Genomic DNA, 14,641 nt, shown 5'->3' with positions numbered 1-14,641 from the left:
CATGTCATCCAACGCCCCGGCTCGCATCGCCATTGTTATGGGTTCCAGAAGTGACTGGGCCACCATGCAGTTCGCCGCTGACATTCTTACCAGCCTGGACGTCCCTTTTCATGTTGAAGTGGTCTCTGCGCACCGCACCCCGGATAAACTGTTCAGCTTCGCCGAAACCGCGGCGGACAACGGTTTTCAGGTGATTATCGCGGGTGCAGGTGGCGCAGCCCATCTGCCGGGGATGCTGGCAGCCAAAACCCTGGTGCCGGTGCTGGGTGTACCGGTGCAGAGCGCGGCGCTGAGCGGCGTCGATAGCCTCTACTCGATCGTGCAGATGCCGCGCGGTATTCCGGTTGGCACGCTGGCGATCGGTAAAGCCGGTGCCGCCAATGCCGCCCTGCTGGCGGCGCAGATTCTGGCGCTGCATGACAGCGCGCTGGCCTCACGTCTCGACACCTGGCGTCAGAGCCAGACCGATGAGGTGCTTAACCACCCCGATCCGCGGGAGGAAGCATGAAGCCGGTTTGCGTACTGGGCAACGGCCAGTTAGGTCGTATGCTGCGCCAGGCGGGTGAACCTCTGGGCATCGCCGTTTATCCGGTAGGTCTGGACGCCGATCCTGCCGCCCTGCCGATCGCCGACAGCGTGATCACCGCCGAGATCGAACGCTGGCCTGAAACCGCGCTGACGCGCGAGCTGGCCAGCCATCCGGCCTTTGTTAACCGCGATATTTTTCCACGTCTGGCCGATCGTCTGACGCAGAAGCAGCTGCTGGACGAGCTTGGCCTGGCCACTGCGCCCTGGCAGTTGCTGTCGGACAACAGCGAATGGCCGGCGGTGTTTGACACCCTGGGCGAGCTGGCGATTGTGAAAAGCCGCACCGGCGGTTACGACGGACGCGGTCAGTGGCGTCTGCGCGCCGGTGATACGCACCAGCTGCCGGATGCCTGCTACGGCGAATGCATCGTTGAACAGGGCATTAACTTTTCCGGTGAAGTCTCGCTGGTGGGCGCGCGCGGCCACGATGGTAACGTCGTGTTCTATCCGCTGACGCATAACCTGCATCAGGAGGGCATTCTGCGCACCAGCGTCGCCCTGCCCCAGGCGGATCGGGCGCAGCAGCAGCAGGCCGAAGCGATGCTGAGTGCGATTATGCATGCGCTGAACTATGTTGGCGTGATGGCGATGGAGTGCTTTGTCACGCCTGACGGACTGCTGATTAACGAGCTGGCGCCGCGTGTCCATAACAGCGGCCACTGGACGCAGAACGGCGCCTCGATCAGCCAGTTTGAGCTGCATCTGCGCGCCATTCTCAGCCTGCCGCTGCCGCAGCCGGTGGTCTTTGCCCCGTCGGCGATGGTCAACCTGATTGGCACCGACGTAAACCTCAGCTGGCTGCAGCAGCCGCTGGTGCATCTGCACTGGTATGACAAAGAGGTGCGTCCGGGCCGTAAAGTGGGCCATCTCAATCTGACCGACAGCGACACGAAGCGGCTTAAGATGGCGCTGAACGCGCTGGTGCCCCAGTTGCCTGCAGAGTACGCCAGCGGTATTGCGTGGGCAGTTGAGAAGCTCTGATCGCCGCCACCGACAGTGCAGGGCGGCCTGATCGGGCCGCTCAGCATGATGGTGCCGTTCTCTCTCAGTCAGCAGCAGACATCGGGAAAAGATCGCAAAAACGCCCTTGCCCGCCCGTCACGCGTGATAACGCTCCTCATCCCTGAGGGGCGTCCGTTAGCGGATTGAATTCATCCTTCCTGCGTAACGCCTCACTCCGGTTTTCCGCCTGTTGATCTGCATAGCGGTAAAAACGGGCGGGATGCGGCCTGTCCTGCCCCGAATCTGACCGCTACGCCGCATCGAACTTCCTGAACAGAGCCTTTCCTTTCAGTAACCGGATACCCAGCCAGCCGCCGCAGAGAGATAACAGCAGCGCGCCGCACAACGGCAGCGCCAGCCAGAGCGTCCAGTCGGGCTGCCACGGGAAGTCAAAGATGCGGGTCTGTAATCCCCACAGCGCCGCTTCTGCCCCCATTGCTGCCGCAACACCGGAGACCACGCCAAGCAGAGCAAACTCATACCATAGCGTGGTGCGCAGCAGGCGCTTACCGGCCCCCAGCGTGCGATAGACGACCAGCTCCTGCCGACGCTGACGCATCCCGACCTGAATCTGCGCCAGCAGCAACAGCAGACCGCAGACGGTGACCAGCACCACCATGATCTCCAGCGCCTGGCTGACCTGCGTCAGCACCTGACCGATCTGCCGCATAATGCTGCCGATATCCAGCAGACTCAGCGTCGGAAAGGCGCGGTTCAGCTGGGCCAGCAGAACCGGATCGGCCGCCATACGGAAGCTGGTGAGCCAGGTCTGCGGCTGACTGTCCAGCGCCCCCGGCGGGAAAATAAAGAAGAAGTTCGGCTTCAGGCTCTCCCAGTCCACTTTACGCAGGCTGGAGATTCGGGCACTGAAGGTCTGCGTATCGCCTTCGAACGTCAGGGTGTCACCGAGCTTCACGCCCAGCCGCTCCGCCAGCTCCACCTCCATTGACACCTCTCCTGCCCCTGGCGGCCAGTGACCGGCCACCAGCGGATTGTGATCCGGACGCTCGGCCAGCGCCGTCAGGTTAAGTTCGCGGTTCAGGGCGTTATCCCGACCAGGATCCGCTGGCTTACCGTTAAGCTCACTGAGCCTTACCCGTGCAATCGGGTAGAAGATTTCGGGCTTAATCTGGTGCGCCTGCAGGAAATCCCGCACCTGCGGCACCTGCTCCGCACTGATGTTCAGCAGGAAGAAGTTCGGGCTGTCCGCCGGTAACTGCTGCTGCCAGCGATCCAGCAGATCGCCCCGCATCACCAGCAGCAGTGCCAGCAGCATAAACGAGAGCGAAAAGGCCGCGAGCTGACTCAGCGTCATGCCGGGCTGACGCAGCAGCCGGTTGATCGCCAGCCGCAGGGCCAGCCTGCGCACCACCAGCCGCCGAAGTAGCAGCAGCGTGCCCCAGCCGGTAATGGCCAGTAAGCCCGCCAGCACCACCACACCGGCCAGCAGCGCCCAGAGCATCTTACTGCCGCCCACCAGCAGGGCTAACAGCGTGATGACAACCGCGGCCATCACCGGGATGTAGAATTTCAGCGGCCAGAGGCTGGCTACCGCATCGCGCCGCAGCACCCGCAACGGCTGCGTCGCCAGCAGCAGACGATAGGGACGCAGCCCCACCAGTAGCGAAATCACAAACAGCGAGCCCACCGCCCATACCCACGGCCAGAGGCTGGCCGCCGGTAAGCTGGCTGGCAGCACCGGTTTCAGCATCGCCATCAGAATCGCTTCCACGCCCTGCCCGATCAGGCCACCGGCTATCGCCGCCAGCAGCAGCACCGCCAGCCACTGACCGATGATCAGACGCTGCAAGGCGCCGTGCGTGGCCCCCAGGGTTTTCAGCACCGCCACCAGATCGTAGCGGCTGCGGCAGTAGTGGCTCATGGCGACCGCCACGGCCGCAATTGCCAGCATCAGGGTCAGCAGGGCCGACAGCAGCAGAAACTGCTGCGCACGCTGCATCGAACGCCCCAGGGCATCCTCTGAGTTCTCAGTGCTGATCCAGCGCTGGTCCGCCCTGATCTGCGGCTCAATCCAGCGGTCGTAGCGGGCCAGCTGGTCGGGATTGCCGGCGAATTTGTAGCGCCAGGTGATTCGGCTGCCAGGCTGGATCGCCCCGGTTTTCGCGGCATCGGCCTGGTTGATCAGCAGACGCGGCGCCATCTCAAAGGGGTTAAAGCCACCATCCGGCTCCTGAATTACCACGCCGCTGATGCGCAGCCGGGTGTCTCCGACGTCCAGCACATCGCCCACGTTCAGATTCAGCAGCGCCATCAGGCGCGGCGCGGCCAGGGCGGTGCCCGCCTGCGGCCTCAGACCTGGCGGTTTAGTCTGCAGCGTGCCGAACATCGGGTAAGCGTCATCGACCGCCTTGACGGAGGCGAGCTGCGGCGACTGGCCGGCAAAGGTCATGGTCATAAAGGTCAGCTGACGGCTGACCGTCAGGCCGGTTTCACGCGCTTTCGCCAGCCAGGCTTCCGGCACCGCCGCGCTACTGCGCAGCGTACGGTCGCCCGCCATAAAGTCACGGCTCTGCTGATTCAGCCCCTTTTCCATGCGATCGCTGATCGATCCCAGCGCCAGGACGCAGGCGACCGCCAGCGTCAGGGCCAGCCAGACAATCAGCAGCGAGGGCGATCGCCACTCCCGCCAGAACCAGCGCCAGATCATTGCTCCTCCCACAGCTTGCCATCACGCAGCCGCAGGCGACGGTCGCAGCGCGCCGCCAGCTGCTCATCGTGCGTCACCAGAATCAGGGTCGTGGCGAAGTCGCGATTCAGGGAAAACAGCAGATCGGCGATGCGGTCACCGGTTTTACGATCGAGATTGCCGGTCGGTTCATCGGCAAACAGCAGGCCCGGACGGCCGCTGAAGGCGCGGGCCAGCGCGACCCGCTGCTGCTCCCCGCCTGAAAGCTGGGCGGGCAGATGGTGCAGACGTTCCCCCAGCCCAAGCAGCGTCAGCAGCTCGCGCGCCTGCTCCCGGCTCTGGCGATCGCTGTCACCGCGCAGCAGCGAAGGCAGCTGCACGTTCTCCTGCGCGTTCAGGGTCGGCACCAGCATAAACGACTGAAACACAAAACCGACCTGTTTAGCGCGCAGGGCCGCGCGCTGCTCCTCATTCATCCGGTGCAGCGGCTGCCCCAGCAGATGGACCTCCCCGCTGCTGCCGTCGTCCAGCCCGGCCAGAATCCCCAGCAGGGTAGATTTGCCGGAACCGGACTCGCCAATCAACGCAAGGGTCTCGGCTGGTTTGACAACCAACTCAACTCCGGTAAGGATGGTTAACTGATGCTCTCCCTGACCGACGGACTTAGTAAGATGATGAACTTCAACAATGTTTTCCGCTGGCATTATCCCTTCCTGTTATTGATGCTTCTGCTGGTGTCGCGTCTGGCGGCTGCCGATACGCTGATGGTGCTGGGCGACAGCCTGAGCGCAGGCTATCGCATGTCTGCCACTGCAGCCTGGCCCAGCCTGCTTGATAAACAGTGGCAGCAGAAACCGAAAGTGGTCAACGCCAGCATCAGCGGTGACACGGCCGCACAGGGGCTGGCCCGTCTGCCTGCGCTATTAAAACAGCATCAGCCCCAGTGGGTGTTAATCGAACTGGGCGGTAATGATGGTCTGCGCGGCTTTCCGCCTGATACCATTGCGCAGACGCTGAGCAAGGCCATTGACGCTATCAAGGCCGCCAGCGCGAAGCCGCTGCTGATGCAGATCCGCCTGCCTGCAAACTATGGCCGCCGCTATACCGAGGCGTTCAGCGGCATCTATCCCGGCTTAGCGCAGCAGCATAACATTCCTCTGGTGCCCTTCTTCATGGAGCAGGTCTACCTGAAACCCGAGTGGATGCAGCAGGATGGCATTCATCCCAATCCCGATGCCCAGCCGTTTATTGCCGGGTTGATGGCAAAAGAACTGGCTCCCTTAGTTAAGCAGCCGTAGCGCGCCTGGATGCGCGAAAAGGGTAAAGAAATGCAAAAAACCATTCTGATTACAGGTTGTTCCAGCGGTATTGGCCTGGTCGCCGCGCAGGATCTGCTGGCACGGGGTTACCGGGTCATCGCCGCCTGCCGCAAAGCGGACGATGTCCTGCGCATGAACACGCTGGGGTTTACGGGCGTACAGCTGGATCTCGACGACCCGCAGAGCGTGGATCAGGCGGCGGATGCCGTGCTCGCGCTCTGTGACAACCGTCTGGCGGCGCTGTTTAACAACGCCGGATTTGGCCTCTATGGTCCGCTGCGGACGCTGTCCCGTCAGCAGCTGGAACAGCAGTTCTCCAGCAATTTCTTTGGCGTTCATCAGCTGACCCTGCGCCTCCTGCCAGCCCTGCGGGCCAGCGGCGATGGCCGTATTATTAACACCAGCTCGGTGCTGGGAGTGATCTCGACGCCCGGCCGTGGCGCCTATGCCGCCAGTAAGTATGCGCTGGAGGCCTGGAGCGATGCGCTGCGGCTTGAGGTGCGCAGCAGCGGGATTCGGGTCAGCCTGATTGAACCCGGTCCGATTGAGACCCGCTTTACTGACAACGTGACCCAGGGCGAACAGCATAATCCGGTGCGCAATCCCGGCATCGCAGCGCGCTTTACCCTGCCACCGGAGGCTATTCTGCCTAAACTGCGTCACGCACTCGAGAGCCCTCATCCGCGTTTACGCTATCCGGTGACAGTGGTCGCACATGTCATGAGCCTGCTGAAACGGTTACTGCCCGGCTGGATGCTGGATCGCATTTTGCGCAGCCACTGATTCACCGGGCGCAATTACGCTTGAAGCCGGGCCAGTTGGCCCCATATCCTTAGAACACTTTTTGCAAAGAGACTTATTCATGTCACCACAAGCTTCGATCGTCGACATCAACGAATCTAACCTGCAGCAGACCCTTGAGCAGTCGATGCAGCTGCCGGTGCTGTTCTACTTCTGGTCTGAGCGCAGCCAGCACTGTCTGGAGCTGACGCCGGTGCTGGAGCGCCTGGCGCAGGAGTACGCGGGGCAGTTTATTCTTGCAAAACTGGATTGTGACAGAGAGCAGCGGGTAGCGGCGCAGTTTGGTCTGCGATCCATCCCGACCGTCTATCTGTTCCAGGATGGTCAGCCGGTTGACGGCTTCCAGGGGCCGCAGCCGGAAGAGGCGATCCGCGCCCTGCTGGAAAAAGTCCTGCCGCGTGAAGAGGAGCTGAAGGCGCAGCAGGCGATGCTGCTGATGCAGGAAGGCAAACCGCTGGAGGCGCTGCCGCTGCTGAAAGAGGCGTGGCAGCTGAGCAATCAGGCCAGCGAGATCGGTTTCCTGCTGGCTGAAGTGCTGATTACCCTGAGCCGCAGTGATGAAGCGGAAGCGGTGCTGAAGGTCGTACCGCTTCAGGATCAGGACACCCGCTATCAGAGCCTGATGGCGCAGATCGACCTGCTGAAGCAGGCCGCAGACACGCCAGAGATTCAGCAACTGCAATCGGAGCTGGATGCGGATCCGACTAACGCTGGACTGGCTGCTAAACTCTCGTTACAGCTGCATCAGGTTGGCCGGAACGAAGAAGCCCTGGAACTGCTGTTCAGCTTCCTCAAATCCGATCTCAATGCCGCTGATGGCCAGGCGCGTAAAATGCTGCAGGAGATTCTGGCGGCGCTGGGAACCGGCGATGCACTTGCCGCCCGTTATCGCCGTCAGCTCTACTCCCTGCTCTACTAACCGGCATCACCTCGGGCCGAAGCGACTCGGCCCGTCAATCTGACAATGTGGAGGTTATATGATTACAGTCATTCCCGCCCTGATTATTCTGGCGCTGGTGGCGGTATGGGCGACCGTCAAAATTGTGCCGCAGGGCTTTCAGTGGACGGTTGAGCGTTTTGGCCGTTACACCCGCACCCTGACGCCAGGACTGAGCCTGGTGATCCCGTTCATGGATCGTGTCGGTCGTAAGATCAACATGATGGAACAGGTGCTGGATATCCCCTCTCAGGAGATTATCTCCAAAGATAACGCCAATGTGACCATCGATGCCGTCTGCTTTATTCAGGTGGTTGATCCCGCACGCGCCGCCTATGAGGTCAGCAATCTTGAGCAGGCGATCCTGAACCTCACCATGACCAATATGCGCACCGTACTGGGCAGCATGGAGCTGGATGAGATGCTCTCTCAGCGCGACAGCATCAATACGCGCCTGCTGCATATCGTGGATGAGGCAACCAACCCGTGGGGCGTCAAGATCACCCGTATTGAGATCCGCGACGTGCGTCCGCCGCAGGAGCTGGTGGGGGCGATGAATGCACAGATGAAAGCGGAGCGCACCAAGCGCGCCGATATTCTGACGGCCGAGGGGGTGCGCCAGGCGGCGATCCTGCGAGCCGAAGGGGATAAGCAGTCGCAGATCCTCAAGGCCGAAGGTGAACGTACCTCGGCGTTCCTGCAGGCAGAAGCGCGTGAACGTCAGGCTGAGGCTGAAGCGAATGCCACGAAGATGGTTTCGGAAGCGATCGCGGCCGGTGATATTCAGGCCATTAACTACTTCGTGGCGCAGAAATATACCGATGCGCTGCAGAAAATCGGCGAGGCCAACAACAGTAAAGTGGTGATGATGCCGCTGGAGGCAAGCAGTCTGCTCGGTTCGATTGCGGGCATTGGTGAACTGCTGAAGGAATCACGCACTGAGTCGACACGCTGATGCTGGTCGGGATCATTGCGCATCCACACTGGTTCTGGCTGACGCTGGGCGGATTACTGCTGGCGGCGGAGATGCTGGGCACCAGCGGTTACCTCCTGTGGAGCGGGCTGGCCGCGCTGATCGTCGGCATCATTGAGTGGATCGTCCCGCTCAGCTGGACCACCCAGGGCTCGCTGTTTGCCGTACTGACGCTGGTCTGCGTTTTCCTGTGGTATCGCTGGATGCGCCAGCGTGAAGCGCATCAGCCGCCCACGGCCCTGAACGCGCGCGGCAGGCAGATGGTCGGTCTGCAACTGACGCTGGAGAGCGCGCTGCACAACCGGACCGGCCATGTGCGCATCGGAGACAGCAGCTGGCGGGTAGAGGCGGAGCAGGATCTGCCCGCAGGTACGCCGGTCGTGGTGGTGGGCATAGAGGGGATCACCCTGCGTATTCAGCCCCGCTGATGCGCGCATCCGGCCAGATTGTTGATGATGGGGCACTCCGCTCCCTCATCGCCCGGACAGGCCTCCGCCAGCGCCAGCAGTCGCGCCCGCATCATATGCAGTTCTTCAATATGCGCCGCGATTTCATCCGCTTTCTGTAGCGTGCGGGCTTTCACATCCGCGCTGTGACGTGACGGATTGTTAAACAGCGCCACCAGCTCACGGCACTCATCCAGCGTAAAGCCGACCTGCCGCGCCTGGCGCAGCAGGTTCAGCTCATCAAGATGATGCGCATTGTAGCGGCGGTAGCCATTTTCACTGCGTAACGGCGGGGTCACGACCCCCTTCTCTTCGTAAAAACGGATCGCCTTGCTGGTCAGTCCGGTCTTCTTCGCCACATCGCTGATGTTCATTCTGGTCCCCTTGACCTTCCCCTTGATGGAAGGTTTATGCTTAAGCATGAATCGAAACTGGCCTGCGGGTCAAATCTGTTAACCAGGGAGTTGATGATGTCACATACTCTTTCTCTGGCACTTGATGGCCTCTCCTGTGGTCACTGTGTCAAACGCGTCAAAGAGGCACTGGAACAGCGCGACGATGTTGATCACGCCGATGTCACCCAGCAGGAGGCGCATGTCTCCGGTCAGGCGGACGCCGCTGCGCTGATCGCCACCATCGAGCAGGCGGGTTATCACGCCACGCTGAAACCGGCGGCTTCCCCAAAGCCTGAACCGTTGACAGCATCGGAGCCGCCGCCGGAGGCGCTGACAACGGAGTCCGCTTCTCATCCGGCAGACAACACACAGTCCACCTATATGCTGCTGATTGAGGGCATGAGCTGCGCCAGCTGCGTCAGTCGCGTGGAAAAGGCGCTGCAGCAGGTTACAGGCGTCAGCCAGGCGCGGGTCAACCTCGGCGAACGCAGCGCGCTGGTGCTGGGGCACGCCGACCCGCAGCAGCTGGTGGCCGCCGTGGATGCCGCGGGCTATGGTGCAGAGGTGGTGGACAACGAACAGGATCGCCGCGAAAAGCAGCAGCACAGCGCCCGCAGCGCGATGCGCCGGTTCAGCTGGCAGGCTGGGGTCGCGCTGGCGTTCGGGGTGCCGCTGATGATCTGGGGCATGGTGGGCGATAACATGATGCTCACCGACAGCAATCAGGGCCTCTGGCGCGGACTGGGGATGCTGACCCTGCTGATCATGGTGCTCACCGGCAGCCACTTCTATCGCAGCGCCTGGCGCAGTCTGCGCAATGGCAGCGCCACCATGGATACGCTGGTGGCGTTGGGCACAGGCGCCGCCTGGATCTACTCATTCAGCGTGGTGCTGTGGCCCGACTTTTTCCCGCCTCAGGCGCGCCATCTCTACTTTGAAGCCAGCGTGATGATTCTGGGTCTGATCAATCTGGGGCACGCCCTTGAGCAGCGCGCACGTCAGCGATCGTCTGAGGCGCTGGAGCGGCTGCTGGACCTGACGCCCGCCCAGGCGCGTCTGGTTGATCCCGGGGGTGACCGGATGATCCCGGTCAGTGCCGTAACGTCCGGCATGACGCTGCGCCTGGTCACCGGCGATCGGGTACCGGTTGATGGTGAAATCAGCACCGGTGAAGCCTGGTTTGATGAGGCGATGCTGACCGGCGAAGCGGTGCCGCAGACCAAAGGTTCGGGTGCGGCGATCTTTGCCGGTACCCTGGTGCAGGATGGATCGGTCACCTTCGTCGCCCGGGCGACCGGCAACGATACCACCCTCTCGCGCATTATCCGGCTGGTACGTCAGGCGCAAAGCAGCAAACCGGATGTGGGGCGGCTGGCCGACCGCATCTCTGCCGTATTCGTGCCCGTTGTGGTGCTGATCGCCCTGCTGAGCGGCGCGGTCTGGTATCTGTTCGGGCCGCAGCCGCAGATCGCCTACATGCTGGTGATTGCCACAACCGTACTGATTATCGCCTGCCCCTGCGCGCTGGGCCTGGCGACTCCCATGTCAATTATTGCCGGTGTGGGCCGCGCGGCCGAGCTGGGCGTGCTGGTGCGCGATGCGGACGCCCTGCAGCGTGCCAGCGAGATCGACACCCTGGTCTTTGATAAAACCGGCACGCTGACGGCAGGCACACCGCAGGTCATGGAGGTGCTGACCTGGAACGGAGCCCGCCGCGAAGCCGTGCTGAACCGGGCGGCGGCGCTGGAGCTGACCTCGGGTCATCCGCTGGCGAAAGCCATCGTGGAGGCGGCGAAACTGCCCCGCTCTCCCGAATTAACGCAATTTCGTACAATACGCGGCAAAGGCGTCAGCGGTACGCTGGAAGGCAGAACGCTGCTGCTGGGCAACGCGGCGCTGCTGCAGGACAACGGCGTGGACTGCCGGATGGCAGAAGCAGAGATAGCGCGCCTGACGCAACAGGGTGCCACGCCGGTCTTACTGGCCGAACAGGGTCAGCTTACTGGTCTGATTGCATTACGTGATGCGCTGCGGCCGGAGAGCAGTGCGGCGCTGAAACGCCTGCATCAGCAGGGCTATCGCCTGATTATGCTGACCGGCGATCATGAGAAGACCGCGCGTGCCATTGCTGACGAAGCCGGAATTGATGAGGTGATTGCGGGGGTGCTGCCGGAAGGAAAAGCCGCGGCTATCGCGCAGTTACAGCAGCAGGGTCGCCGCGTCGCGATGGTGGGCGACGGCATCAACGATGCGCCTGCGCTGGCGCAGGCCGATGTGGGAATTGCGATGGGTGGCGGCAGTGATGTGGCGGTCGAAACCGCGGGCATTACGCTGATGCGCGCCGATCTCAACGGCGTGGCGGATGCATTAGCCCTCTCCTCTGCCACGCTGCGCAATATCCGGCAGAACCTGTTTGGCGCATTTATCTACAACAGTATCGGTATTCCGGTGGCGGCCGGAGTGCTTTATCCGCTGACCGGCACCCTGCTCAGCCCGATTGTAGCCGGCGCCGCGATGGCGCTCTCCTCCATCACCGTGGTCAGCAACGCCAACCGGCTGCTGCGCTACCGGCCGCCGCGTCCGTAATCCCGCTTCAGCGCTGTTTTTCAAGCGCTGAAGTCGCTAGCATGGGGTTTTGAATCGCTAAGGAACGGGAATGTCAGGCAACGTTTGGCGCTCACTGCGCGGCTTTATCAGCCAACTTTTTCCCGCCAGTTACCGCTGGCCTGCGATGGATGTCCGGCTTGGCGATTGTCATCTGCATCTGGTTGGCAGCATCCATATGGGCACGCGCGATATGCAACCGCTCCCCGCCCGTCTGCTGCGTCAGTTACAGCAGGCGGATGCGCTGATTGTGGAAGCCGATATAACCCAGGGGGGCTCACCCTTTGATCATCGCGGCGATCGTCCGGCTCTCTCTGCCCGCCTGGAGAGCCACGCGATGCAGACCCTGACGGCGCTGTGCCAGGAGATGAGCCTGGATTTGAGCCTGTTTGACCATCTGCCGGCCTGGCAGGTTGCGCTGATGCTGCAGGCTCAGCAGGCCCAGCGGCTGGGGTTGCGACCCGACTACGGCATCGATTATCAGCTTTTACAGGCGGCAAAGGGGCTGAACAAGCCGGTAATTGAGCTGGAAGGGGCCGATGCGCAGATCGCCCTGCTGACCGCGCTACCGGATGATGGCATGGCGCTGTTGCAGGATACGCTGCAGCACTGGCATACCAACGCGCGACTGCTGCAGATGATGGTGAGCTGGTGGCTGGATACGCCGCCACGCCAGCCCGAAATCACCCTGCCCGCCACCTTCAGCCAGGCACTGAACGAGACGCTGATCGGACAGCGCAATGCGCAGTGGTGTCAACGTCTGCAGACGCTGACGGCAGGAAACTATGTGGTGGCGGTCGGCGCCCTGCACCTCTATGGCGAAGACAATCTGCCGGAGATGCTGAAGCGGCCCTGAAAAAAGAGAGCCGATAACATTATCGGCCCGTCAAAGAGGAATGTGTTTATGATTCTGGTTATCGCTCAGCAATCGGATTGCTGGCGCGCGGCCAATTTTCACTCAAAGCACAAAATTTCGCCACCTTTTTCCCTGTTTATGCGCAATAAGATTTTTCTGAGTAAGGAACCTGTATGACGCCCGCCGTAAAACTACTGGAAAAACAGAAAGTCAGCTTCACGCTTCACCCTTATGAACATGACAGCAGCGAAACCCATTTTGGTGATGAAGCGGTCCGGAAACTCAATCTGGATGCACGTCAGGTGTTTAAAACGCTGCTGGTGGCGCTGAACGGTGAGGCGAAACAGTTAGCCGTTGCGGTGACGCCCGTGCCGACCCAGCTGGATCTGAAAAAGGTGGCTAAGGCCCTGGGCGCGAAAAAAGCAGAGATGGCCGATCCGCAGCTGGCACAGCGGGTGACTGGCTATCTGGTGGGCGGGATCAGCCCGCTCGGCCAGAAAAAACGGCTGCCGACGGTGATTGATCACTCCGCCCGCGCATTCAACGCCATGTTTATCTCCGGCGGCAAGCGCGGGCTGGATATCGAACTGGCACCTGACGATCTGGCTCGTCTGCTGGATGCGCCGTTTGCCGATATTGCCCGCCACGACTAAACCCGTGGCTGAGCGCAGAGCTGATCGATCATCCAGCGTCCCGCCGGGCCGGGTGGCGTGCGTCGTGACCAGACCACCTCCACCGCGATATGCTGTGGCCAGCCCGGCATCGACAGCTCCTTCAGGACGCCATGCCCGAACTGCTTCACCAGCCAGCGCGGCAGGATCGTCCAGCCAAATCCCTGCTCCGCCATCTCCAGCAGCAGCAGATAGGTCGGCGCTGACCAGATACGCCCCGTTGGTGCGGGTTCAGCGGCCTCTATCCAGGTGTTGAGTCGCAGATGCCGGACGCCTTCCAGCTCGCTTTCACTGAGGGTGTTATGCCGGGCCAGCGGATGATCGCGATGTAAAAAAACCGCCATCTGTGCCTCAACCTGCAGGCGTGCCACTGCGATATCCACCGGCAGAACAGGCTGCGCCCGCACCACCCCCAGGTGAACCCGCCCGGCCTGCAGCAGATCCAGCACATCGCCATCCTCAGCAATCATGACTTCCAGCTCAATCTCCGGGTAACGGGCATCAAACTGCCTGAGCAGCTGTTCGTGGTGATCGGTTTGCCAGAAATCGGACATGGCAAAACTGAGCCGTGGCTCGACGCCCTGCGACAGTCGTATTGCCAGCGCATCCAGCCGCTCACTCGCCGACAGGATCTGCTGGATCTGCGGGACGACACGGCGTCCCTGCTCGGTGAGCATCGGCTGGCGGCCCGCGCGGTCAAACAGCGCAAAGCCGAGATCGTCCTCCAGACTGGCGACCGCCGCGCTGATGGTGGACTGACTTTTACCCAGCGCGCGCGCCGCAGCGGAGAACGATCCGCTCGCCACGGTCTGCATAAACGCCTCAAGAGATTCCGGGGAGTAACGCATTTAATCCATCGCTTTTTCCGATAGGTAATCATTTTATCTTAGCATTCCGGCGTGTAAGAATGCGCCGCATTATGCAAGGAGATAGAGTTATGCGTACCCGCTCACTGAAAGAACGTATTCTGCACGCTGTCTGTTTTGAAACGCTGGCGATTCTGACCGTATCGCCCCTGGCGGCCTGGATTATGAATAAGCCCCTGTTTCAGATGGGATCACTGGCGATCATACTCTCGACCGTCGCGATGCTCTGGAACATGATCTATAACAGCGGATTTGATCGTCTCTACGCGCCAGGCCAGAAGCGCGGCACGGGCGTGCGCATACTGCATGCGCTGGGGTTTGAAGGCGGATTTATCCTGATTGGCCTGCCGATTGCGGCCGCGATGCTGCACATCTCCCTGTGGCAGGCGCTGCTGGTGGAAATCGTCTTTTTCCTCTTCTTCCTGCCCTACACGATGCTCTACAACTGGGTCTGGGACAAACTGCGCGAGCGCTGGATCAGACGTCACCCCTGCCGGGCGTCATAAAAACGGGAGGCGCAGGCGCCTCCCGGTGCG

At 61.6% G+C, this 14,641-nt stretch carries 15 protein-coding genes; 11 read left to right on the top strand and 4 right to left on the bottom strand.

Translation table 11 applies throughout. The features are described 5' to 3' along the window. The first annotated feature begins 1 nt into the window (after position 1). Positions 2-508, top strand: coding sequence for a 5-(carboxyamino)imidazole ribonucleotide mutase (gene purE / locus ACR6AS_RS01020; protein ID WP_111138985.1), 507 nt, complete (start codon positions 2-4; stop codon positions 506-508). Further along, positions 505-1,569: a 5-(carboxyamino)imidazole ribonucleotide synthase gene (gene purK / locus ACR6AS_RS01015; protein ID WP_111138984.1), complete on the top strand. Its 1,065-nt coding sequence runs from the start codon at positions 505-507 to the stop codon at positions 1,567-1,569. The genes purE and purK overlap by 4 nt, the downstream gene beginning before the upstream one ends. A gap of 271 nt (positions 1,570-1,840) precedes the next feature. Here the strand turns inward: purK and ybbP are convergent, their stop codons facing one another. Both ybbP and ybbA read right to left on the bottom strand, forming a co-directional pair. After that, complete coding sequence (gene ybbP, locus ACR6AS_RS01010) at positions 1,841-4,258, bottom strand: putative ABC transporter permease subunit YbbP (protein WP_111138983.1); 2,418 nt, start codon at positions 4,256-4,258, stop codon at positions 1,841-1,843. Further along, positions 4,255-4,941: a putative ABC transporter ATP-binding protein YbbA gene (gene ybbA, locus ACR6AS_RS01005; protein WP_111138982.1), complete on the bottom strand. Its 687-nt coding sequence runs from the start codon at positions 4,939-4,941 to the stop codon at positions 4,255-4,257. The genes ybbP and ybbA overlap by 4 nt, the downstream gene beginning before the upstream one ends. Between ybbA and tesA the strand changes: the two genes are divergently transcribed. From tesA to ACR6AS_RS00980, 5 genes are all read left to right on the top strand, one after another. Beyond that, the gene (gene tesA, locus ACR6AS_RS01000; protein ID WP_434160809.1) at positions 4,909-5,535 is read left to right on the top strand and encodes a multifunctional acyl-CoA thioesterase I/protease I/lysophospholipase L1; all 627 of its coding nucleotides are present in this window, start codon (positions 4,909-4,911) and stop codon (positions 5,533-5,535) included. The two genes, ybbA and tesA, sit on opposite strands and share 33 nt — an antisense overlap. Positions 5,536-5,565: 30 nt before the next feature. Next, positions 5,566-6,339, top strand: a complete 774-nt coding sequence (locus ACR6AS_RS00995) for an SDR family oxidoreductase (RefSeq protein ID WP_434160807.1) — start codon at positions 5,566-5,568, stop codon at positions 6,337-6,339. A gap of 79 nt (positions 6,340-6,418) precedes the next feature. Further along, positions 6,419-7,276, top strand: coding sequence for a co-chaperone YbbN (locus tag ACR6AS_RS00990; protein ID WP_111138980.1), 858 nt, complete (start codon positions 6,419-6,421; stop codon positions 7,274-7,276). 58 nt (positions 7,277-7,334) lie between these two features. Then, entirely contained in the window at positions 7,335-8,249 is a 915-nt protein-coding gene (locus ACR6AS_RS00985) for an SPFH domain-containing protein (protein ID WP_111138979.1), read from the top strand. Beyond that, a complete protein-coding gene (locus ACR6AS_RS00980) occupies positions 8,249-8,695 on the top strand; it encodes an NfeD family protein (RefSeq protein ID WP_111138978.1) in 447 nt (148 codons plus the stop codon). Before ACR6AS_RS00985 ends, ACR6AS_RS00980 begins: the two co-directional genes overlap by 1 nt. Here ACR6AS_RS00980 and cueR read toward each other — a convergent pair. Then, entirely contained in the window at positions 8,683-9,087 is a 405-nt protein-coding gene (gene cueR / locus ACR6AS_RS00975) for a Cu(I)-responsive transcriptional regulator (RefSeq protein WP_293770819.1), read from the bottom strand. The two genes, ACR6AS_RS00980 and cueR, sit on opposite strands and share 13 nt — an antisense overlap. Positions 9,088-9,183: 96 nt before the next feature. Between cueR and copA the strand changes: the two genes are divergently transcribed. The 3 genes from copA (at position 9,184) to ybaK (ending at position 13,221) form a co-directional block, all read left to right on the top strand. Continuing rightward, positions 9,184-11,694 (top strand): copper-exporting P-type ATPase CopA, encoded by a 2,511-nt coding sequence (gene copA, locus ACR6AS_RS00970; protein ID WP_418797358.1) that lies wholly within the window; start codon positions 9,184-9,186, stop codon positions 11,692-11,694. Between the two features lie 70 nt (positions 11,695-11,764). Then, positions 11,765-12,568 (top strand): TraB/GumN family protein, encoded by an 804-nt coding sequence (locus ACR6AS_RS00965; RefSeq protein ID WP_434160804.1) that lies wholly within the window; start codon positions 11,765-11,767, stop codon positions 12,566-12,568. Positions 12,569-12,741: 173 nt separating this feature from the next. Then, complete coding sequence (gene ybaK, locus ACR6AS_RS00960; RefSeq protein WP_111140323.1) at positions 12,742-13,221, top strand: Cys-tRNA(Pro)/Cys-tRNA(Cys) deacylase YbaK; 480 nt, start codon at positions 12,742-12,744, stop codon at positions 13,219-13,221. Here ybaK and ACR6AS_RS00955 read toward each other — a convergent pair. After that, the gene (locus tag ACR6AS_RS00955) at positions 13,218-14,087 is read right to left on the bottom strand and encodes a LysR family transcriptional regulator (protein WP_111140322.1); all 870 of its coding nucleotides are present in this window, start codon (positions 14,085-14,087) and stop codon (positions 13,218-13,220) included. The genes ybaK and ACR6AS_RS00955 overlap by 4 nt on opposite strands. An 89-nt stretch (positions 14,088-14,176) precedes the next feature. On the opposite strand from ACR6AS_RS00955, the gene ACR6AS_RS00950 reads away from it, so the two are divergent. Next, positions 14,177-14,611 (top strand): multidrug/biocide efflux PACE transporter, encoded by a 435-nt coding sequence (locus ACR6AS_RS00950; RefSeq protein ID WP_111140321.1) that lies wholly within the window; start codon positions 14,177-14,179, stop codon positions 14,609-14,611. The last annotated feature ends 30 nt before the right edge of the window (positions 14,612-14,641 follow it).

It is taken from the genome of Pantoea phosphatilytica, assembly GCF_051025615.1.
Lineage (GTDB): Bacteria > Pseudomonadota > Gammaproteobacteria > Enterobacterales > Enterobacteriaceae > Pantoea.
This window is presented reverse-complemented; position numbering and strand designations above follow the sequence as displayed.